This window comes from Rhodococcus sp. K11/5 (assembly GCF_055193735.1).
On the sequence record NZ_CM143721.1, the window covers coordinates 1,289,670 to 1,310,995 of the forward strand.

Annotated in this window: 19 protein-coding genes; 9 read left to right on the top strand and 10 right to left on the bottom strand. The window is 68.6% G+C overall.

The window, feature by feature from the left end; genetic code table 11:
- Positions 1-24: 24 nt before the first annotated feature.
- From sepH to ACY466_RS06290, 3 genes are all read right to left on the bottom strand, one after another.
- A complete protein-coding gene (gene sepH / locus ACY466_RS06280) occupies positions 25-897 on the bottom strand; it encodes a septation protein SepH (RefSeq protein WP_463250749.1) in 873 nt (290 codons plus the stop codon).
- Positions 898-991: 94 nt separating this feature from the next.
- Positions 992-2,113: a phosphoserine transaminase gene (gene serC / locus ACY466_RS06285; RefSeq protein ID WP_463250751.1), complete on the bottom strand. Its 1,122-nt coding sequence runs from the start codon at positions 2,111-2,113 to the stop codon at positions 992-994.
- A 98-nt stretch (positions 2,114-2,211) separates the two neighbouring features.
- A complete protein-coding gene (locus ACY466_RS06290; protein ID WP_463250753.1) occupies positions 2,212-3,351 on the bottom strand; it encodes a citrate synthase 2 in 1,140 nt (379 codons plus the stop codon).
- 209 nt (positions 3,352-3,560) lie between these two features.
- On the opposite strand from ACY466_RS06290, the gene pdxH reads away from it, so the two are divergent.
- Complete coding sequence (pdxH, locus tag ACY466_RS06295; RefSeq protein WP_463252156.1) at positions 3,561-4,178, top strand: pyridoxamine 5'-phosphate oxidase; 618 nt, start codon at positions 3,561-3,563, stop codon at positions 4,176-4,178.
- Positions 4,175-5,437: an MFS transporter gene (locus ACY466_RS06300; protein ID WP_463250754.1), complete on the top strand. Its 1,263-nt coding sequence runs from the start codon at positions 4,175-4,177 to the stop codon at positions 5,435-5,437. The genes pdxH and ACY466_RS06300 overlap by 4 nt, the downstream gene beginning before the upstream one ends.
- A gap of 126 nt (positions 5,438-5,563) precedes the next feature.
- Here the strand turns inward: ACY466_RS06300 and ACY466_RS06305 are convergent, their stop codons facing one another.
- Positions 5,564-6,319, bottom strand: a complete 756-nt coding sequence (locus ACY466_RS06305; protein WP_463250756.1) for a lysostaphin resistance A-like protein — start codon at positions 6,317-6,319, stop codon at positions 5,564-5,566.
- A 52-nt stretch (positions 6,320-6,371) separates the two neighbouring features.
- On the opposite strand from ACY466_RS06305, the gene ACY466_RS06310 reads away from it, so the two are divergent.
- From ACY466_RS06310 to ACY466_RS06320, 3 genes are read left to right on the top strand one after another with little or no spacing between them, the layout of a single operon-like run.
- On the top strand, positions 6,372-7,313 hold the full coding sequence (locus ACY466_RS06310; RefSeq protein ID WP_463250758.1) for an aldose 1-epimerase family protein: 942 nt from the start codon (positions 6,372-6,374) through the stop codon (positions 7,311-7,313).
- On the top strand, positions 7,310-8,230 hold the full coding sequence (locus ACY466_RS06315) for a carbohydrate kinase family protein (RefSeq protein ID WP_463250760.1): 921 nt from the start codon (positions 7,310-7,312) through the stop codon (positions 8,228-8,230). Before ACY466_RS06310 ends, ACY466_RS06315 begins: the two co-directional genes overlap by 4 nt.
- 54 nt (positions 8,231-8,284) lie before the next feature.
- Positions 8,285-9,595 carry a citrate synthase gene (locus tag ACY466_RS06320; protein WP_463250762.1) on the top strand — a complete coding sequence of 437 codons (1,311 nt, stop codon included), beginning with the start codon at positions 8,285-8,287 and terminating at the stop codon, positions 9,593-9,595.
- Positions 9,596-9,705: 110 nt separating this feature from the next.
- On the opposite strand, the gene ACY466_RS06325 is transcribed toward ACY466_RS06320, so the two are convergent.
- Entirely contained in the window at positions 9,706-10,497 is a 792-nt protein-coding gene (locus ACY466_RS06325; protein WP_463250764.1) for a carbon-nitrogen hydrolase family protein, read from the bottom strand.
- Positions 10,498-10,643: 146 nt separating this feature from the next.
- Between ACY466_RS06325 and ACY466_RS06330 the strand changes: the two genes are divergently transcribed.
- Positions 10,644-11,000: an FKBP-type peptidyl-prolyl cis-trans isomerase gene (locus ACY466_RS06330; protein WP_463250766.1), complete on the top strand. Its 357-nt coding sequence runs from the start codon at positions 10,644-10,646 to the stop codon at positions 10,998-11,000.
- Positions 11,001-11,020: 20 nt separating this feature from the next.
- Here the strand turns inward: ACY466_RS06330 and ACY466_RS06335 are convergent, their stop codons facing one another.
- Positions 11,021-12,331 (bottom strand): sensor histidine kinase, encoded by a 1,311-nt coding sequence (locus ACY466_RS06335; RefSeq protein WP_463250768.1) that lies wholly within the window; start codon positions 12,329-12,331, stop codon positions 11,021-11,023.
- Positions 12,328-13,047 carry a response regulator transcription factor gene (locus ACY466_RS06340; RefSeq protein WP_463250770.1) on the bottom strand — a complete coding sequence of 240 codons (720 nt, stop codon included), beginning with the start codon at positions 13,045-13,047 and terminating at the stop codon, positions 12,328-12,330. The genes ACY466_RS06335 and ACY466_RS06340 overlap by 4 nt, the downstream gene beginning before the upstream one ends.
- A 143-nt stretch (positions 13,048-13,190) precedes the next feature.
- Between ACY466_RS06340 and ACY466_RS06345 the strand changes: the two genes are divergently transcribed.
- Positions 13,191-15,368, top strand: coding sequence for a glutamine synthetase III family protein (locus tag ACY466_RS06345; RefSeq protein WP_463250772.1), 2,178 nt, complete (start codon positions 13,191-13,193; stop codon positions 15,366-15,368).
- Positions 15,369-15,428: 60 nt separating this feature from the next.
- Entirely contained in the window at positions 15,429-16,772 is a 1,344-nt protein-coding gene (locus ACY466_RS06350) for a cryptochrome/photolyase family protein (RefSeq protein ID WP_463250774.1), read from the top strand.
- Here the strand turns inward: ACY466_RS06350 and ACY466_RS06355 are convergent.
- The 3 genes from ACY466_RS06355 to ACY466_RS06365 are packed head-to-tail and all read right to left on the bottom strand — an operon-like array spanning position 16,762 to position 20,734.
- Positions 16,762-18,699: a propionyl-CoA synthetase gene (locus tag ACY466_RS06355; RefSeq protein WP_463252157.1), complete on the bottom strand. Its 1,938-nt coding sequence runs from the start codon at positions 18,697-18,699 to the stop codon at positions 16,762-16,764. The two genes, ACY466_RS06350 and ACY466_RS06355, sit on opposite strands and share 11 nt — an antisense overlap.
- 15 nt (positions 18,700-18,714) lie before the next feature.
- Complete coding sequence (locus ACY466_RS06360) at positions 18,715-20,568, bottom strand: DEAD/DEAH box helicase family protein (RefSeq protein WP_463250776.1); 1,854 nt, start codon at positions 20,566-20,568, stop codon at positions 18,715-18,717.
- Positions 20,555-20,734 (bottom strand): hypothetical protein, encoded by a 180-nt coding sequence (locus ACY466_RS06365; protein ID WP_463250778.1) that lies wholly within the window; start codon positions 20,732-20,734, stop codon positions 20,555-20,557. Before ACY466_RS06365 ends, ACY466_RS06360 begins: the two co-directional genes overlap by 14 nt.
- Positions 20,735-20,760: 26 nt before the next feature.
- Here ACY466_RS06365 and ACY466_RS06370 point away from each other — a divergent pair, with 26 nt between their 5' ends.
- Positions 20,761-21,282, top strand: a complete 522-nt coding sequence (locus ACY466_RS06370) for a CGNR zinc finger domain-containing protein (RefSeq protein ID WP_463250781.1) — start codon at positions 20,761-20,763, stop codon at positions 21,280-21,282.
- Positions 21,283-21,326 lie beyond the last annotated feature (44 nt).

Genomic DNA, 21,326 nt, shown 5'->3' on the forward strand with positions numbered 1-21,326 from the left:
ATCTCGTTCCGGTTACGGGTAACGCTACTTGCCCTGGCTCCGCACTCCGAGCAGGACGTCCTCCCAGGAGGGCATCGACGGCTTGCCGCGCTTGTCCTTCGCGGTCGGCTGGGCCTTCGCGGCCGGCTGAGCTTTCGCGGCCGGCTGGGCCGGTGTCGGTCGGGGTTGCGTCGGTGCGGGAGTCGGGTCCGCTGTCGCCGGCGTCTCGTCCGACGAATCGAGGTCGGCGGAGTCGACGCCGTAGTACTCGTCGAGAGTCTGCTGCGACGGCGAGTCCTCCGCCGGTGCCGTCACCGGTGCGAGGCCGCGGAGCTGCCGACCGAAATCGGGGTCGACGAGCTCACGAGCGGCGTCGTCGAGCGGAGTCACGCTTCCGCCGTGCGCATCCGGTTGGAAACGCCAGTGCGCGGTGTTGGTGGTGCGACCCGCGGGCCACTCGAGCTGGGCGACCCAGTGGTTGTCCTCGTCGCGCCAGGCGTCCCACGCGGTGTGCTCCATGGTGTGTCCCCGACCGCGGAACGCGAGGGTGACGATCTCGAGCAGATTCAGCACGGTGGGGCCGTCGCCGCGGACGGGGTGACCCTTCTGCGCCAGGTCGGCCGCAGCCGAACGCTCGAGCAGCACCGGGTGCGCGTATCGCTCGATCTTGCTGGCCGGCATACCGGATTCTTTGGCGACCTGTTCGATCGAGGCGCCGGATCGGATACGCGCCTGGATCTCGCGCGGTCGCATCAGGGAGTCCATTTCGATCTCGATCTGTCCGAGCCGCGCAGCGTCGCCTCGGGCGGCCGCTCGCAACTTCTCGTCGGCCGGGAGACGGAACTTCTCACCGGAGGAATCGGCACAGACGATGTGCTTGCCGTCGGACGCCAGGCCGATCACGTGGATCTCTCGCACGATCACTCCTTCGTCCGATCGAGGTGGCAGAACATGCGTGCCGCTCCTGACTGTAATGCACCACAGTCGCGCAGCCGGGGGGACACGCGTCCGATCAGCCCTGGTGTTCGACCACGTGATCGATGCAGGCGAGCAGCGCGGAGACGTCGTCCGGCTCGACGGCGGGGAACATCCCGACGCGCAACTGGTTGCGGCCGAGCTTGCGGTACGGCTCGGTGTCCACGATGCCGTTGGCGCGCAGTGTCTTCGCCACCGCCGCGGCATCGACGCTGTCGTCGAAGTCGATGGTGCCCACCACCTGCGAGCGATGCCGGGGATCGGTGACGAACGGCGTTGCGTACGAAGACTTCTCGGCCCAGTCGTAGAGGCGCGCGGACGAGTCGGCGGTACGCGAGGTGGCCCAGTCGAGGCCGCCCTTGCCGTTCAGCCACTCGATCTGGTCGGCGAACAGCAGCAGCGTCGCGACGGCCGGGGTGTTGTAGGTCTGGTTCTTGCTGCTGTTGTCGATGGCGATGGGGAGCGAGAGGAAGTCGGGGACCCAACGCTTGCTCGCGGCGATCTCGTCGACCCGGGCCAGAGCCGCCGGGCTCATGAGCGCGACCCACAGTCCGCCGTCGGCGGCGAAATTCTTCTGCGGTGCGAAGTAGTAGACGTCGGAATCGGCGACGTTCACCGGCAGACCGCCGGCTCCCGACGTCGCGTCGATGGCGACGAGCGCGTTCTCGGAGTTCGCCGGGCGCTGGACGGGGATCGCGACACCGGTGGAGGTCTCGTTGTGCGCCCAGCCGATGAGGTCGACGGAGGGGTCGGACGTGGGCTCGGGGGCGCTGCCCGGATCCGCGCTCACCACGATGGGGTCGCCGATGAACGGGTTGGCCTTCGCCACCGAGGCGAACTTGGAGCTGAACTCACCGTTGGTCAGGTGCAACGACTTCTCGCGGATCAGACCGAACGCCGCCGCGTCCCAGAACGCGGTGGTGCCGCCGTTTCCGAGGACCACCTCGTATCCGTCGGGCAGGGAGAAGAGGTCACGCAGGCCGTCGCGCACCCGCCCGACGACGTCCTTGACCGGCTTCTGACGATGACTGGTGCCGAACACCGAGGCGCCCACGTCCACGAGGGACTGCAACTGCTCCGGCCGAACCTTCGACGGCCCGCACCCGAAGCGTCCGTCACCGGGCTTGAGGTCGGCTGGAATGGTCAGGTTCTCGGCCATGAGATGTTCGTGCCCTTCGGTCGGCGGACTCGTGCACGGTCAGGCTAGTCCGCCGGGGTCGGTGCCTCCTGCGCGGCCCGCTCGGTGCAACGGGGCCGTCAGGCGATGTTGCCCCAACCCTCCACCGTCTCGGGGTCGCGCGGGGCGGGTCCGGTGTAGATCGCGGCGGGACGCACGAGTTTGCCCAGACGCTTCTGCTCGAGGATGTGCGCGCACCATCCGGCGGTACGGCCACAGGTGAACATCGCGGGCATCATGTGCGCCGGCACCTCGGCGAAGTCCAGGACGACCGCCGCCCAGAACTCGACGTTGGTCTCGATCGCGCGGTCGGGTCGACGCTCACGGAGCTCGGCCAGCGCTGCCTGCTCCAGCGCGGCGGCCACCTCGTAGCGCGGCGCGTTCAGTCGCTTCGCCGTCGCGCGCAGCACGCGGGCGCGCGGATCCTCCGCGCGGTACACGCGGTGCCCGAAGCCCATGAGCTTCTCCTTGCGGTCGAGGATGCCCTTGACCAATCCTCGTGCGTCGTCGGTCTTCTCGACCTCCTCGATCATAGGGAGGACGCGGGCGGGAGCACCGCCGTGGAGTGGGCCGGACATCGCACCGATCGCCCCGGACAGTGCAGCGGCCACATCCGCGCCCGTCGACGCGATGACGCGGGCGGTGAACGTCGATGCGTTGAGCCCGTGTTCGGCGGCGGACACCCAGTAGGCGTCGATCGCCTCGGTGTGGGCCGGATCCGGGTCACCCTTCCATCGCGTCATGAAACGCTCGGTCACGGTGGAGCACTGGTCGATTCGGGTCTGGGGGACCGCGGGCTGGTAGATGCCCCGAGCGGACTGCGCGACGTAGGACAGGGCCATGACCGACGCGCGGGCGAGGTGTTCGCGCGCGGTGTCGTCGTCGATGTCGAGCAGAGGCTGGTAGCCCCAGATGGGGGCGAGCATGGCCAGTCCGGCCTGGACGTCGACGCGGACGTCGCCGGTGTGGATCGGTAGCGGGAACGGTTCGGCGGGCGGCAGTCCGGGGCCGAAGCGGCCGTCGACCAGCAGAGCCCACACGTTGCCGAAGGTGACGCCGCGGGAGACGAGATCCTCGATGTCCACACCGCGGTAGCGCAGCGCCCCACCGTCCTTGTCCGGTTCGGCGATGTCGGTGGTGAAGGCGACGACGCCTTCGAGTCCTCCGACGAATCCTTCGGGCACACCGTTCGAGGCGGTCACCCCGGTGTTCTGAGTCATCAGATCTCTCGTTTCCTCGTGGTCACCGTGATGGAACCCCCCGCTGCGTACCCGGGATTCACGGCCCCCATCGGCACCTCGAACCCCATCGGAGCTCGAACCCCATCGGACTCCGAACCATAGTGGTGACAGCGAACCCGACGGTATCCGGGAGTACCGTCCAGTCGGTGAGCGAAGACCGGGACGATCGGCGAGTGGATCTCGCCGCGATGCGGGTGGCCTACGGCGGTGACGCGGACCTCGAGGTCGCCGATCTGGACGACGGTTGGTTGCCCCTGATCCGTCGCTGGCTCGGGCACGCCGTCGATGCCGACCTCCCCGAGCCGAACGCGATCACCCTCGCGACGGTCGACGACGCGGGCCACCCCGCGACGCGCACCGTGCTGTGCAAGGAGATTCGCGACGACGGCATCGTCTTCTTCACCAACTACGGGTCGGACAAGGGGCGCCATCTCGAGGCGCGCCCGTCCGCGTCCGCGACGTTCGGATGGATCGGGATCCAACGTCAGGTCACCGTGCGCGGGCCCGTCGTCCGGACCTCGCCCGACGAGACGGCCGCGTACTGGGCCACCCGCCCGCGCGGTTCGCAGCTCGGTGCGTGGGCGTCCGTGCAGTCGGCGCGGATCGATTCGCGCGCCGACCTCGAGCGCCAGCTGGCCGAGGTGACCGCCCGCTTCGAGGGCGAGCCGGTTCCGGTACCGCCGCAGTGGGGAGGGTTCCTGATCGGGGCCGAGACCGTGGAGTTCTGGCAGGGGCGAAACAGCCGCCTGCACAATCGGTTACGGGTCACACCGGCGACCGGTGACGTGGTGCGCCTCCAGCCGTGAGAGGCAGGATCCTCGCCGACACCACCCCACTGGAGAATCGCGACTTCCGTCGACTCTGGGCGGCCGGCATCGTCACCGTCATCGGTGCCCAGCTCTCCGTGGTCGCCGTACCGCAGCAGCTCTACGTCATCACCGGCAGTTCGGCCTACGTCGGATTGGCCGGACTCTTCGCGTTGGTTCCCCTGGTGGTGTTCGGCCTGTGGGGCGGGGCGCTGGCCGACGTCATGGACCGTCGTACGTTGTTGGTGATCAGCTCCGCGGGAATCGGGCTGTCGTCCGCGTTGCTGTTCGTCCAGGCGTACCTGGAGCTGAACGACGTGTGGGTGGTGTTGGTGCTGCTCGCCGTGCAGCAGGCGTTCTTCGCGATCAATTCACCGACCCGCAACGCCATCATTCCTCGGTTGCTTCCCGTGGGGCAGCTTCCGGCGGCGAACTCGCTCAACATGACGGTCTTCAACTTCGGTGCGATCGCAGGACCCCTGGTGGCCGGGATTCTCATCGCGCGCATCGGTCTCGCGCCGTTGTATCTGATCGACACCGTGTTCCTGTTCGCCACGCTCTGGGCGGCGATTCGGCTGCCGAGGATCCCGCCGACCGGGCAGTCCCGACGGGCGGGTCTGCGCGAGGTGTTCGCCGGGTTCGCCTATCTGACGACGCAGAAGGTGCTGCTCGCGTCGTTCGTCGTGGACATCATCGCCATGGTGTTCGGTATGCCGCGAGCGCTCTTCCCTCAGATCGCCACGGAGACGTTCGGGGATCCCGTGGAGGGAGGCCTGGTGCTCGGCCTGCTGTTCGCGTCGCTGTCGGTGGGTGCCGTTCTGGGCGGGGTGTTCTCGGGGTGGTTGCCGCGGGTGCGCCGGCAGGGACTCGCGGTGATCGTGTGCATCGTCGTGTGGGGCGTGGCGATGATCGGGTTCGGTGTCTCGGTCGGAATCGCGGTGGCGGGCGGCGTGTCCTGGGCGCTGTACCTCGCGTTGGGCTTCCTCGCGCTCGGCGGCGGCGCGGACATGATTTCGTCCGCATTCCGCAGTGCGATGCTGCAATCCGTCGCGACCGACGAGATGCGCGGACGCCTGCAGGGGGTGTTCGTGGTGGTCGTCGCGGGCGGTCCTCGCATCGGCGACGTGCTGCACGGTTTCACCGCCGTGTACGTCGGCACCGCGGTCACCGCGGCGGGTGGCGGCGTGCTGGTGATCGTGGGCGTGGCGATCGCCGCGTTCGCGATCCCCGCGTTCGTGAAGTACCGCATCGGGCCGTAGGCGAGCGGGCCGGGGTGATCGGGGCCGGTTCGAATGCGCACACGTTGTCGCGGCACGCACCGCCTGACGCACGCGGTGGAGTGTGCGAACCGACGCAACCTGTGCAGATCGGAACCCGAGATCGGGTCAGTGCACGGTGAGTTGCCAGACGACCAGCGCGGCCAACGCCCCGGCACCGTTGAGCGCCCAGTGCAGTCCTATCGGAGCGAGAATGCTGCCCCCGCGGTGGCGCAACCAGGTGAACACGAACCCGGCGAGGGTGGTGGCCGCGACGGCGCCGGTGACGCCCACGATCTGGCCGAAGACCCCGGTACCCAGCACCGCGGAGAAACCGTCGTTCCCGACGGTCAGACCCAGGGACGACGCGATGTGCCACAGACCGAACAGAAGAGAGCCGATCACGGCGACACCGCGAATGCCGAACCGGCGCGACAGCTTCGCGTGCAGCACGCCGCGGAAGGCGAGCTCCTCGGGGATGACGGTCTGCAGCGGGATGAGCACCAGCGCGGCGAACAGGGTGGCGCCGACGTTCACCCCGTACCGCTCGTTGAGAAAGGCGCTCTGGGTGAACGGGATGCTGGCGGCGATCGCGACGACCAGCAGCGTCACCCCTGCGGCGGCGAGTCCGTGCCGGGCGCCGCGGCCGACGTTGCCGAGACCGAGGTCCTCCCAGTGCAGACCGCGGGCGCGCGCGAAGGCGAGGAGGAGGAGCGCACCGACCGGGACGGCGGCGACGGCGACGGGAGTCGGGGCGAAGTGAGCGGTGAGATTGAAGGCCACGAGGGCGGCCACGACGACGAGGATGTCGACGACGGTTCGGTCGAACCACCGGCCGGACACTCGTCCATCGGGCGCGGCGGCGACATCGAGGGCGCTGGACACTTGATCCAAAGTAACAGGGGAACGCGTCGGACGGCTCGGCTAACCTCGACCCATGGTCGACACCGGCAGCAAGGTGCACTCGCTCGCACACGGTCCCTACCGGGCGGAAGTGGTGAGCACCGGCGCGGCGTTGCGCCTGCTCGAGCGCTCCGGCCGGGCGCTCACCGAATCGTGGCCGGTGGGTGAGAAGCCCCCGCTCTCCGCGGGCCTGGTGCTCGCGCCGTGGCCCAACCGCACCCGCGACGGCCGCTTCGTGTTCGAGGGCGAGGAACACCGACTCGAGATCACCGAGCCGGAGCGGAACAACGCGAGCCACGGCCTGGTGCGCCGCCGGGACTGGGACGTCACCGCCGTGGACGACGCCTCCGTGACCCACTCGATCCGCGTCGGCGGCGAGCCGGGGTGGCCGTTCGAGCTCGAGCTGACGGCGACGCACGGCCTGGGCGACGGAGGACTGACCGTCACCCACACCGCCCGCAACGTCGGCGCGGGCAACGCCCCGTTCGGGATGGGCGTGCACTCCTTCGTCCGCGCGGGGGACGCTCCGCTCGACGACTGCACCCTCGAGTTGTCCGCCGGCGTCCGTCTCCCACTCGATCCGGAGCGCAACCTCCCCCGTGGCGGGCCGGTTCCGGTCGAGGGAACGGAGTACGACTTCTCGACGCCCCGGTCGCTGAACGGGGTCTGGCTGGACACTCCGTTCAGTGCCCTGGTCCCGGGTCCCGACGGAGTCGCCCGTCAACACCTGACGGCGCCCGACGCACCGTCGACCACGTTGTGGACGGACTCGGCGTTCCCGTGGGTGCAGGTGTTCACCGCCGATCCGAAGAACGATCAGGCCTATCCCGATCGGGGGCGCGCGCTCGCCATCGAACCGATGACCTGCCCACCCGACGCGTTGAACTCGGGCATCGGCCTGGTGATCCTCGCCCCCGGCGAGACCTGGAGCGGCAGTTGGGGTCTGGCCGAGGCGGATACGGACGGCCCGCGATGACGGTGTTGGTGTGCGGGGAGGCGCTGGTCGATCTGGTGCCTCATGCCGGGGGACCGATGCTGGCGCCCAAGCTCGGCGGCGGTCCCTTCAACGTGGCGGTCGCGCTCGGACGGCTGGGCAGCGAGGTCGAGTTCCTCTCTCGCATCTCCGACGACGCGTTCGGACGGGAACTGGTGGCGTGGTTGGAGGCGTCGAACGTGGGGCTGAACCTGCTCCAGCGCGGACCCGAACCCACCACGCTCGCACTGACCTCGCTCGACGAGACCGGCGCGGCCGAGTACTCGTTCTACGCCGACGGCACCGCGGATCGACTGGTCGCCGACCCCGGACCGCTACCGGTCTCCGTCACGGCCGCATCGTTCGGCACCCTCTCGATGCTCTACGAGCCGGGGGCGAGCGTGTACGCGGCGATCCTGGCTCGTCTCCACGCGTCGGGCGTGCTGACGATGCTCGATCCCAACATCCGCCCGGCCGCGATGACCGACGGCGACGGGTATCGCGCCCGGTTCCGGCAGTGGCTCCCGTTCGTCGACATCCTCAAGGTCTCCGTCGAGGACGCGGGCTGGTTGGGCGAGGGGGCGGACGGAACCACGGTGGCCGACTGGCTGGCCGCAGGCGTGACCGCGGTCGTGGTGACCCGCGGCGGTGATGGCCTGTCGGTGGTGACGACAGACGGGGAGACGTTCGTTCCGGGTGTGGCTGTGACGGTGGCCGACACCATCGGTGCAGGTGACACGGTTCACGGCGCCCTGCTCCACCACCTGACGACCCACTCGGTGACCACGGCCGAGGACGTGCGGGGGCTCGGCGCGGACGGGTGGCGCGAGGCGCTCGCCGTGGCTGCGCGGGCCGCGGCGATCACCGTGTCCCGGCCCGGCGCCGACCCTCCCTGGGCGGCCGAGCTACAGGACGACTAGTTTTAGCGACCGAGACCACAAGTTCCGTTACACCGAGCTCGAGAGGGACCATTCGTGCCCGCTGAGAATGCCGACAACGCCGCTACCGCCAAGCTGATCTATCCCGGTGGCGAACACGAGATGACCATCGCGCGAGCGACCGAAGGCAACGACGGTATCGAGCTGGGCAAGTTGCTCGCGAACACCGGTTACACGACGCTGGACGGTGGTTTCGTCAACACGGCGTCCACCAAGTCCGCGATCACCTACATCGACGGTGCCGAGGGCATCCTGCGTTACCGCGGGTACCCCATCGACCAGCTCGCCGAGAAGTCGTCGTTCATCGAGGTCAGCTACCTTCTGATCTACGGTGAGCTGCCGACCACGGATCAGCTCGAGGGCTTCACCGATCGCATCCGTCGGCACACCCTGCTGCACGAGGATCTCAAGCGATTCTTCGACGGGTTCCCGCGCAACGCGCACCCCATGCCGGTGGTGTCGTCGGCCGTGAACGCGCTGTCGGCGTACTACCAGGACTCGCTGGATCCGGAGGATCCCGAGCAGGTCGAGCTCTCGACGATCCGGCTTCTCGCCAAGCTGCCCACCATCGCGGCGTACGCGTACAAGAAGTCGGTCGGCCAGCCCTTCCTCTACCCGGACAACTCGAAGGGCTACGTGGAGAACTTCCTGCGCATGACCTTCGGTCTGCCGGCGGAGCCGTACGAGGCCGATCCGGAGATGGTCAAGGCCCTCGACATGCTGCTGATCCTGCACGCCGATCACGAGCAGAACTGTTCGACGTCCACGGTGCGTCTGGTCGGCTCGTCGGACGCCAACCTCTTCACGTCCATCTCGGGCGGCATCAACGCGCTGTGGGGTCCCCTGCACGGTGGTGCCAACCAGGCGGTGCTCGAGATGCTCTACCGCATCCAGGGTGAGGGTGGCGACAGCGCCGACTTCCTGCGTCGGGTCAAGAACAAGGAGGACGGTGTCAAGCTCATGGGCTTCGGGCACCGCGTATACAAGAACTACGACCCGCGTGCCGCCATCGTTCGCGAGACCGCGCACTCGATCCTCGAGAAGCTCGGCACCAACGACGAGCTGCTCGACATCGCCATGAAGCTCGAAGAGGTCGCCCTGAACGACGACTACTTCGTCGAGCGCAAGCTCTACCCCAACGTGGACTTCTACACGGGCCTGATCTACCGCGCGATGGGCTTCCCGGAGCGCATGTTCACCGTGCTGTTCGCGCTCGGGCGCCTGCCGGGCTGGATCGCGCACTGGCAGGAGATGCACCAGGATCCGACCACCAAGATCGGTCGCCCCCGCCAGATCTACACCGGGTACACCGAGCGGGGCTACGAAGGCATCGACGGCCGCTCGTAGGTCTTCTCGCACCGCCACCGAGTGAGGGGCACCCTGAGTCCGCCAGACGGACCGAGGGTGCCCCTCACTGGTGTTCGGGCCCCGCGGAACTCGTGTTCGGGCCCGAAAGATCAGAACTTCCGATTCACCAGCACCGGGACGTTCGTGCGCACCCGCTCGACCTCGCTCGGATCGAGGTCGACGGTCAGCGACGCGGGGGCGTCACCGAGCTCGTCGAGCACGTCTCCGCTCGGCGAGACCACCATCGAATGCCCGATGCCCACCGGCGCCGAACCCTTGGTCTCGATGCCCGACGCGGCAGGATCGGCCTGCCCGCACGCGACGAGGAACGTCGTGGAATCGAGCGCTCGTGCCCGCGCGAGCAGCGTCCACTGATCGAGCTTGCCGGGCCCACGGCCCCACGACGCCGGAACCACCGTGACGACGGCGCCGCGGTCGGCGAGGGTCTGAAACAGTCCGGGGAATCGAATGTCGTAACACGTGGCGAAGCCGACGCCGACGCCGTCGATGTCGACGACCAGAGGATCGGAACCCGGTGCGACGGTGTCGGATTCGGCGAAACCGAAGGCGTCGAACAGGTGGATCTTGTCGTAGGAGGTGTCGACACCGCCGCCCGTGATCAGGAGCGTGTTGCGCACTCGCTCGTCGTCACCGGGGGTGAACATTCCGGCCACGACGGTGATGGCGGCGTCGGCGGCGATCTCGCGGACGGCCGTGGCCCAGGGCCCGTCGAGCGGTTCGGCGACGTCGACGATGGAACCCCCGAAGCGGCGCATGGTGGCTTCGGGAAGAACGCACATCCTCGAGCCCGCGTCGGCGGCGCCGCGCACGGCGGACCGCACCAGTTCGAGGTTCTCGCGGGGGTCGCGCGACGAGGTGATCTGGGCGAGGGTGATCTTCACGAGGCCTCCGAGGAACGTGGGTCGGGCAGGTCGAGCTTAGGACAAGGGTCGAGGGCCGGACACGGTCCGCGATAGAGTCGAGTGTCGAACATCAGCACTTGGTACGAAATTCGTAGTAAGAGATCACTCGACAACAGGAGTTCTTCGTGACCAAGCCCGAGATCGAGTTCCAGGCCGGATCCCCTCCCACCGATCTGGTGATCGAGGACATCACCATCGGTGACGGTGACGAAGCCGTGGCCGGTGGCACCGTCGAGGTGCATTACGTGGGCGTCGAGTTCGAGACCGGCGAGGAGTTCGACTCGTCCTGGAACCGCGGCGAATCCATCACCTTCCCGCTGCGCGGACTCATCCAGGGGTGGCAGGACGGCATCCCCGGAATGAAGGTCGGCGGCCGCCGCCAGCTGACCATTCCGCCCGAGCTGGCCTACGGTCCGGCCGGCGCGGGACACCGACTCTCCGGCAAGACCCTGGTCTTCGTCATCGACCTGCTGAACGCCTGAGCGGGTCCTCCCGCAACTGCTCAGCCGAGCAGTAGCACCAATCGCGCCCCACCCAGCGGGCTCGTCTCCATGTGCGCACTGCCGCCGTGCAGCTGAGCCTGCTGGGCCACGAGGGCCAAGCCGAGCCCGGAACCGCCCGACGCGGCGTCGATTCCCCGTTCGAAGCGTCCGAAGATGCGCTCTCGGTCGGCCTCGGGAACTCCGCTCCCGTTGTCGTCGACCGTGATTCTGGCCCCCGCGGCCGTCTTCTCGACGCCGATGACCACGGTGTCCGCCCCGCCGTGCTTGACCGCGTTGGTGACCGCGTTGTCGAGGGCCAGTCTCAGTCCGGTGCGGTGACCGTCGATCTGCACGGGTAGGTCGGAGTCCACGCGCACGCTCACCCCACCCAGGGTGCGCTCGGCGTCGCGTGCCACCACGTCGGCCACCTCCACAACGTCCGTCGGCACCCGCTCGGCGGTCGTCGTCAGTTCACCCGACGCCAACCGCTCGAGCGCGGTCAGCGTCGCCTCGACGCGTCCCTGCGTGCGTTGCATGTCCACCAGAATCTCGTCGCGCTGCTCATCGGACAGATCCAGGGTCCGGAGCACCTCGATGTCCGTGCGCAGGGCGGTGAGCGGTGTCCGCAGTTCGTGAGCCGACACCGCCGCGAAGTCGCGGGCGGTCTCGAGCGCGCCCTCCGTCCGGGACTGCGCATCCGAGACACGTTGCAGCATGGCGCCGACCGCGGCGGCCAACTCGTCGGCCTCGCGGACGCCCGTGGACGAGCGCGGGGGTGTGGGCGGCTCGGCCTGCACCTCACGAGTGAGTTGCACCAGCGGCCGCACCGCGCGGCCACCGAACAGCAGGCCGAGCACCACCGACGCCGCGACAGCGGCGATCCCGCCCTGCAGTACCTGCCACTGCTGGGCGGTGGTGATGTCGGATGCCTCGGACACCGGCACGGCGATGGACACGGTCTTGGCCGGGGCGTCGGCCGCGGCGGCGGAGTAGACGCGGAACGGGGTGCCGTCCACGTCGACCGTGGCCGAGCCGATGGCGAGCTCGGGCAGGACCGGAACCGTCGACGCGCGCACGTCGTCGCCCTCGCGGATGGTGATCGCGAACGCGCCGGACCCGCTGAGGTTGCCGAGGAAGAGCTCGAACGTCGATGCGCGCGGAACCACCACCTCCGACGCCGTTTCGAGGCGTCGGTCGAGCTGGAACAGGTTGTTCCGGGAGATCGCGGCGGAGACGTACCACCCGACCAGCGCGACGATCACCACGGCGCCCGCCGCGGTGGCCGCCGCGACCCGCGCGCGGAGCGAGAATGATCGACGGGGAGTTCTCACGTGTCCGCTCGCAGCACGAAGCCGACGCCGCGCACGGTGTGCAGGATGCGCGGCGCGCCGCCGATCTCCATCTTGCGGCGCAGGTACCCGACGAACACGTCGACGACGTTGGTGTCGGCGACGAAGTCGTACCCCCACACCAGTTCCAGGAGGCGTTCGCGGGTGAGCACCACGCCGGCGTTGCGCGCGAGCACGGCGAGCAGTTCGAACTCGCGCTTGGTGAGGTCCAACGCGGTGCCGTCGACGGCCGCACGGTGGCCCGGAACGTCGATGCTCAGAGGCCCGACCACGGTGGCCGTCCCGGTGCGGTCGGCGGCCACCGGGGCGCGGCGCCGCAGCATCGCGTTGATCCGGGCGATCAACTCGGCGAGGACGAACGGCTTCGTCAGGTAGTCGTCGGCCCCGGATTCCAGTCCGGCGATGCGATCGTCGACGGAGTTGCGGGCGCTCAGGACACAGATCGGGATGTCGTTGCCCACCGCGCGCAGCGCCGTGACCACGCCGTTGCCGTCCAGCACCGGCATGTTCATGTCGAGCACGATGACGTCCGGGTCCTTCTCGGCGGTGACGGTGAGTGCCTCGGCGCCGTGCGAGGCGGTCAGCACGGTGAATCCGGAGAGTCTGAGCCCCCGTTCGACGGACGCGCGGACGTCCTGATCGTCGTCGACGACGAGAACGGTGGCGGGAGCACCGGTGGGGGGAGCGCTGTCGGTCATTCCTCGATTGTGACGGGTGCGGTCGCGGGAGAGCGTCAACGGTCACAATTCCGCAACATGTCCGGAACCGACGGCCCCTATCGTTCGGGCGAAGTCGCCCGCGAACTCCTCGCGGACGCCTCCGGTCCGACGAGGGGTACACCATGAGTGCGAACACAGTCCGACTCCAGGCCCTGCGCGCGGTCGAGGCGCACCAGCCGCCGGCCGTCAGCTTCACCGACGCCGAGGCGCCCGGCGAGGTCTTCGGCTCCAACGTCTTCAATCGCGTCGTGATGCAGAAGCGGTTGCCGAAGTCCGTCTACAAGTCGGTGCTGAAGACCATCGAACACGGCGCCGCCCTGGATCCCATGGTGGCCGACGCGGTGGCGTCGGCGATGAAGGACTGGGCCATCGAGAAGGGCGCGACGCACTACGCCCACGTCTTCTATCCGTTGACCGGGTTGACCGCCGAGAAGCACGACAGCTTCCTCGAGCCCGTGTCCGACGGTTCGGCGATGGCCGAGTTCGCCGGCAAGACGCTGATCCAGGGCGAGCCCGACGCGTCGAGCTTCCCCAACGGAGGACTGCGGAACACGTTCGAGGCCCGCGGCTACACCGGCTGGGACGTCACCAGCCCCGCGTACGTGCTCGAGAACCCCAACGGCAACACCCTCTGCATTCCGACGGTGTTCGTGTCCATGACCGGTGAGGCGCTGGATCACAAGACCGGATTGCTGCGCTCGCAGCAGGCGATGGGCGGTCACGCCGAGCGCATCCTGACGCTCTTCGGGCACACCGATCCGGGCCACGTGGTGTCCTTCTGCGGGCCCGAGCAGGAGTACTTCCTGATCGACCGGCACTTCTTCCTCGCTCGCCCCGATCTGCTGAACGCGGGCCGCACGCTGTTCGGCAGCAAGCCGCCCAAGGGCCAGGAGTTCGACGACCACTACTTCGGCGCCATCCCCGAGCGCGTGCTCGGGTTCATGATGGACACCGAGCGCGAGCTGTTCAAGCTCGGCATCCCGGCGAAGACCCGGCACAACGAAGTCGCTCCCGGCCAGTTCGAGATCGCTCCGATGTTCGAGCGCGGCAACATCGCCGCCGACCATCAGCAGCTGCTCATGACCACGTTCAAGACCATCGCCAAGAAGCACGGGATGGAGATCCTGTTCCACGAGAAGCCGTTCGAGGGAGTCAACGGCTCGGGCAAGCACGTGAACTTCTCGCTCGGCAACGCAGATCTGGGCAGCCTGCTCGTGCCGGGCGACACCCCGCACGACAACGCGCAGTTCCTCGTGTTCTGCGCGGCCGTCATCCGGGCCGTGCACAAGTACTCCGGGCTGCTGCGCGCGTCGGTCGCCTCGGCCACCAACGATCACCGGCTCGGCGCGAACGAGGCACCGCCCGCGATCATCTCCATCTTCCTCGGTGATCAGCTCGCGGACGTGTTCGACCAGATCGCGAAGGGAGCCGCCACGTCGTCGAAGGGCAAGGGCACGATGATGATCGGCGCCGACACGCTTCCGGTGCTGCCCACCGATCCGGGCGACCGCAACCGCACCAGCCCGTTCGCCTTCACGGGCAACCGATTCGAGTTCCGCGCGCCGGGGTCGATGCAGACGGTGAACGAGCCCATGGTGGTGATCAACACGATCATGGCCGAATCGCTCGACTTCATGGCGACGGAGCTCGAGTCGGCCATCGCGAACGGCGTCGAGTTCGACACCGCCGTGCAGAACCTGCTCACCCAGATCATCACCGACCACGGCGCGGTGGTGTTCAACGGTGACGGCTACTCGGAGAACTGGCCGGTCGAGGCGGAGTCCCGCGGCCTGGCGAACCTGCGCACCACCGTCGACGCGCTGCCGGAGCTGATCACCGAGTCCGCACTGGAGTTGTTCGACAAGTACAACGTGTTCAACCACCGAGAGATGCACAGCCGCTACGAGATCGGACTCGAGCAGTACGCGTTGACCATCGGGGTCGAAGCGCGTCTGACGCTCGAGATGGGTACCACGATCGTCCTGCCCGCGGCGTTGCGCTATCAGACCGAGATCGCGCAGAACCTGGCCGCGTTGAAGGCCGTGGGCCTCGACATCGATCTCGCCTCGCTCGAGGCGGTCTCGACGCCGTTGGCCGAACTGCGGTCCGGGCTCGCGTCGTTGACGGAGGCCCTCGCCGCCGATCCCGGGCACGACGCGATGGCCGAGGCGGTCCACGCGAGGGACGCGCTGCTTCCGGCGATGGCGGCGGTGCGGACGGCCGCGGACGTGCTCGAGGGGCTGGTGGCGGACGATCTGTGGCCGCTGCCGACCTATCAGGAAATGCTGTTCGTCCTGTAGGAGTCCGAAGGCGGGGGCGCGGAGTTAGGACCGAAGCGGAACCGGGTACGAACTACAACCATGAGCACTGCGCCCTCCGTCCTCTGGTTCCGCCGAGATCTCCGTCTGTCCGATCACCCCGCCCTCGCGCACGCCGCCGAGGCCGGGGGCGACGTCCTGCCCCTGTTCGTCCTGGACGACCGGCTGCTGAAGCCGTCGGGATGGGCGCGCCGTGACGTGCTCTTCCGCACGCTCGAGGCGCTCGACGAGCAGCTGGACGGTCGTCTGATGGTGGTGAAGGGCGACCCGGCGACGGTGGTGCCGAAGGTGGCGAAGGCGATCGGAGCGGAGGACGTCCACGCGAGCGAGGATTTCGGTCCGTACGGTCGGCGCCGCGACGAGGCGGTGGGCGAGAAGGTGAATCTGGTGTTCACCGGATCCGCCTACGCCGTCTCGCCGGGCCGGGTCACCAAGGACGACGGTGACTCCTTCAAGGTGTTCACCCCGTTCTACCGGCGGTGGCAGGAGCACGGCTGGCGCGATCCGGCCGACACCTCGACGTCGACGGCGTCGTGGATGGACCCCAAGGACGTCGACGGCGGACCGAAGCGGGTGTCGATCCCGACGGAGAAGCAGCACGTGGACGTCGAGGTGGGGGAGAAGGCGGCGCGGAAGGCGTGGAAGGAGTTCCGCGACGATCGGGTCGAGAACTACGGAGACGAGCGCGACCGTCCCGACAAGGACAGCACGAGCCGCATGTCGGTGTACCTCAAGTACGGGGCGGTGCACCCGCGCACGCTGCTGGCCGACCTGACCACCAAGGGCTCGGAGCCCTACCGTCGTGAGCTGTGTTTCCGTGACTTCTACGCCGACGTGCTCCATCGCCGACCGGGCAGTGCGCGGGAGAACTACGACAAACGGTTCGATGCCATCGAGCTCGATTCGGGCAAGCACGCCGACGAGCTGTTCCAGGCCTGGTGCGACGGGAAAACGGGCTTCCCGATCGTCGACGCCGGGATGCGACAACTGGTGTCGGAGAACTGGATGCACAACCGCGTCCGCATGATCGTCGCGTCGTTTCTGGTGAAGGATCTGCACCTACCGTGGTGGCGGGGCGCCCGATTCTTCCTGCAGCACCTGATGGACGGCGACATCGCGAGCAACCAGCACGGCTGGCAGTGGACCGCCGGAACCGGCACCGACGCGTCGCCGTACTTCCGGGTGTTCAACCCGACTACCCAGGGCGAGAAGTTCGATCCGGAGGGCGAGTACGTACGCCGGTGGGTTCCGGAACTTCGCGACATCGAGGGAAAGGCCGTGCACACCTTGAAGAACGGGCGCCCGGACGACTATCCGGAGCCGATCGTCGACCACAAGCACGAACGCGAGGAGTCGCTGCGGCGGTTCGACGCGATCAAGAACTAGGGCCCACGGTGTCCGGTCGCGGCCCGAACGCCGCGGCCAACGCGTCGAGCACCGAGGCGTCCTCGATGGTGCTCGGCACCACGACCTCCTCGCCGTCGACCATCTGCCGCATGGTCTTTCGCAGGATCTTGCCGGATCGGGTCTTGGGCAGAGCCTGGACGACGGTCACATCGCGGAAGGTCGCCACGGGCCCGATGTCCTCGCGCACCGCGGCGACGAGTTCGGTGCGCAACGTGTCCGGGTCGATGTCCACGCCCGCCTTGAGGACGACGTACGCGCTGGGCCGCTGCCCCTTCGTCTCGTCGTGGATGCCGATCACCGCGCACTCGGCGACGGCCGGATGGTGCGCCACCACGGCTTCGATACTGCCGGTGGACAATCGGTGCCCGGCCACGTTGATCACGTCGTCCGTCCGGCCGAGAACGTAGAGGTACCCGTCGGCGTCGACGTAGCCGGAATCTCCGGTGAGGTAGTACCCGTCGAACGCGGCGAGGTAGGACTCGACGAAGCGCGTCTCGTCCTGCCACAGTCCGGTGAGAGTGCCGGGGGGAAGCGGTAGTTCGATGACGATGTTGCCCTCGGTGTCGGAGCCGACCTCCGTTCCCGCCGCGTCGAGGACGCCGACTCGGAAGCCCGGAACCGGGACGGTGGGGGAGCCCGCCTTGATGGGCATGGGCTCGAGTCCGCGCAGGTTCGCGCAGATGGCCCACCCGGTCTCGGTCTGCCACCAGTGGTCGACCACCGGTCGGTCGAGGACGCGCGACGCCCACTCCCAGGTGTCCGGATCGAGACGTTCTCCGGCCACGAACAACGTTGCGAGAGAGGAGATGTCGTACTCCTGCAGCAACGCCGCGTCGGGGTCGACCTTGCGCACGGCGCGGAGCGCGGTGGGAGCGGTGAACAGCGCCCGGACGCCGTGGTCCGAGATCACGCGCCAGAACGCGCCCGCGTCGGGGGTGCCCACCGGCTTGCCCTCGTAGAGCACCGTCGTGGCGCCCACCAGCAGCGGGCCGTAGACGATGTAGGAGTGGCCGACCACCCACCCCACGTCCGACGCGGTCCACATGACCTGACCGGGCCCCACGTCGTAGATGTTGCGCATCGACCAGGTCAGTGCGACGGCGTGTCCTCCGTTGTCGCGGACGACGCCCTTGGGTTTCCCGGTGGTTCCGGAGGTGTAGAGGATGTAGAGCGGGTCGGTGACGGCCCCGGTGGGCTCGGCCATCGCCATCGACTCGTCCCAATCGAGCCATCCGTCGTGATCGGCTGCCGATCCGTCGATCTCCGCGCGGTCCTTCACGATCACGGTGCCCGGCGTCGCGGTGGACAACGCCAACGCCTTCTGCACCAGGGGGAGGTACGGCACGGCCCGACCCGGTTCGAGGCCGCCCGAGGCGGTGACGACGGCGACGGGGGCCGCGTCGTCGATGCGGGCGGCCAGCTCCTTGGCGGCGAACCCACCGAACACCACCGAGTGCACGGCGCCCAGACGGGCGCAGGCGAGCATCGCGATCACCGCTTCGGGGATCATCGGCAGATAGAGCACCACCCGGTCGCCCTTGGTGACGCCGCGGGCGGCGAGAACGCCGGCGAAGCGCGAGACCTCGGAGAGCAGATCGTCGTACGTGTACTGCGTGCGGGCTCCGGTCATCGCGGAGTCGTGGATCAGGGCGACGCGGGACCCGGCACCGGCCTCGACGTGCCGGTCGAGGGCGTTGTGGCAGGTGTTGAGGGTGCCGTCCGGGAACCACCGATAGAACGGTGCGCGGGTGGCGTCGAGCGCGGCGGTCGGGGCCGATGCCCAGTCGACGGCCTCGGCGGCGGCCAGCCAGAAGCTCTCGGGATCGGTCGCGGCCGACTCGTACGTGCGTCGATAGGAACCGGCAGTCGTCATGAGCCGACTGTACGTTTCGCGGGCCGCCGACAGGCCCTTCTCGGTAGGTCAGGTTCCCTCGGCGGCGAAGGCCTTCGCCGCGAGGAACGTCTCGGGGTCGATGATCTCGTCGTTGCCGACCAGGGTGAACACGTCCTGGATCCGCTCGAGTCCGGTGATCACCATCTCCTCCTCCACGGTGTCCTCGGCGAACGCGTAGTAGCAGGTGGACGAGGTGTGCCGATGGTCGTTGTCGATGCGATTGGCGCGGCCCTCGATCTGACGGATGTCGATGGGTGTCCAGCGCGGATCGTGCACGAGGGTGATGCGGGGCGCCGAGGTGGACAGCGTGCGCTCGGGCAGCAGGAGCTCGTTGCTGTGCAGGTTCACGGCACTGGTGGTCGTGGAGACGATGACCGGTGCCTCACCCGTCTGGAACCGCCGGATCTCGCGCTCCTGCTCGGCGCTGCCCATACTGCCGTCGACCACCGCGACGGCCAGACCGGCCTCCCGGAGTGTTGCGCTGAGGGCGGCCACGGATTCTCGGTAGAACAGGGACGCGAACACCTGGTTGCCCGCCGACACCCACGCGCGGATCTGGTCCGCGGACGCGGGAATGCGCAGGTACGAACACTTCTGCCGAAACCTCAGCGCGGCCGCGCGGGTGGTGGAGTTGGTCGCGGGCACCCGGCGTCCGCCGAGGGTGCGATACACCGGCAGTCCCACCTCGCGGCGGTAGTCCAGCCAGGCCGCGCCGTACAGACGCTTCTCCTTGGCCGTGAGTTCCTGTCCCAGAGCCTCTCTCGGCGTCTCGGGGGACGGACGGGAGATCGACCACGGCACTGCGCCGCCGGATAGCCAGCCGTGGATACGGTCGATGTCGCGCCGCCGCTCCTCGGGGCTGCCCGGTTCCCACCGCCACGTGGTCAGCCCGGCGGTGTTGCGGCCGGTCTTGATCGCGAAGCCCGAATCCTGAAGGAACGTGGCCCATCTCGTGGTCACCGCGTAGCCGAGAAGTTGCTCGTCGCCCAGGATGGGTGTCTCGGGAGACGCGCTGCGCTCGATCGCGCGGGACATGTAGGCGAAGTGCAGCGGCTGATAGCCGGGGGTGGCCGACATCCAGATCACGTACCGCGCGGCCTCCTGGTATCGCCAGAGGATCTGCGACTGCTGGGATTCGATGTTCATCAGTGCGTGCGACTCGTCGGCGATCACCACGTCGATGTCGAATCTCAACTGTCCCAACGTGATGGTGCGCTTGTTCTTGGTTCGCGCCTTCTTGCCCAGATCGACGTCGGCCTCGACGCTGAGCAGCTTCTTCGTCGACTGGTAGGTGCACAGCAGCCAGCGTCGGCGGCTCTCGAGCGGAAGATCGGCCTCCGAATCCGCGATGGTGCGGCGCCACCCCGGGAGGGCGCCCTTCGGGGCGACCACCAGAACGGTGCCCACGGACTCGTCCTCGATACCGCGAATCGCCTCGCACACCGAGAGGGTCTTGCCGAGACCGGTGGAGTCCATCTGAGCGAAGTACGGGAAGCCGTCGGCGATGGCGCCGAGGTGGCGTCGCACGGATTCGTGTTGGGCCTCGCGCGGCGTCATGGACCGCGTCCCGATCTCCGCCGGACGCCACTCCTCGTTGGCATCGTCCTCGAGCCACCGTTGGATGCTGTACGGCGGTGACTCGAACGAGGACAGCTCGTCCGGCAGCTCGGTTCTGTAGTAGGCGAACACCTTCGGTCCCGGGTACCACCGCGCCCCCGCCGCGGAGGCGAGCGTTCGATCGTCGAACGGGACGTCCAGGACCCAGACCCGCTCGCCGGCCGCCGGCGCGGCCAACACGGGATCGGCCGTGCGGGTGGACCGGCGACGGGCGGGGGCGCGGCGGGTGGTTCCGGTGCGGGTGGTTCGTCTACGCGGAGGCATCGCGATCAGTGTCGCAGAGCCCGCCGACATGCTCGGCCACGGCGCGGGCCTCCCGCAGCACCCGAAATCGCTCGCAGTGGCACCGCTGGTAGATCACCGTCCCCTCGCTCGTGGGGTGCCGCGACAGTGTGGTCCAGCGGTGCAGGCAGGTGATGGGCGTCGTCATGTCCCCGAGTCTGCTGTAATGGTCTTGTGCATCTCAACCCTTACGGCGAATACGCCGTCCGCATGGCCGTGAACCTGGTCAACGATCGCCCGCGCACCGCGGAGGAATTCGAACGTCGCTGCCTCGCAGCGGGTATGAGCGAGGACACGGTGCTGTTGCACACCGACCTCGCCCGCGCCGACGCGTTCCTCGACGAGTGGCTCGGTGTCGTCGACGCTCCCACCGACGAGCGCCGCGCTCTCACACTCAACGCGCTGTTGGCGCAGACGTCGGCGTATCCGCGTCTGACGAATCACGCCGACGACGGCTGGCACCTGCACTACCGGGATCCGGAGCTTCCGCTGGCCGACGTGGTGCGCGCCATCGTCAGCGTCGGTACCGCGCTGCACCTCGTCGGTCGAGGGATGCACCGACTGGGCCGGTGCGCCGCCGGCGACTGCGAGCGGGTGTACGCCGACGTCTCGCGCACCGGTCGGCAGCGGTACTGCGGTACCGCATGTTCCAATCGCGATGCGGTGCGGCGGCATCGGGCGTCACGGGCGAGGTGACGAGGGTCGGCCGAGACGCGAACGCACCTCGGCCCGCCCCGCGC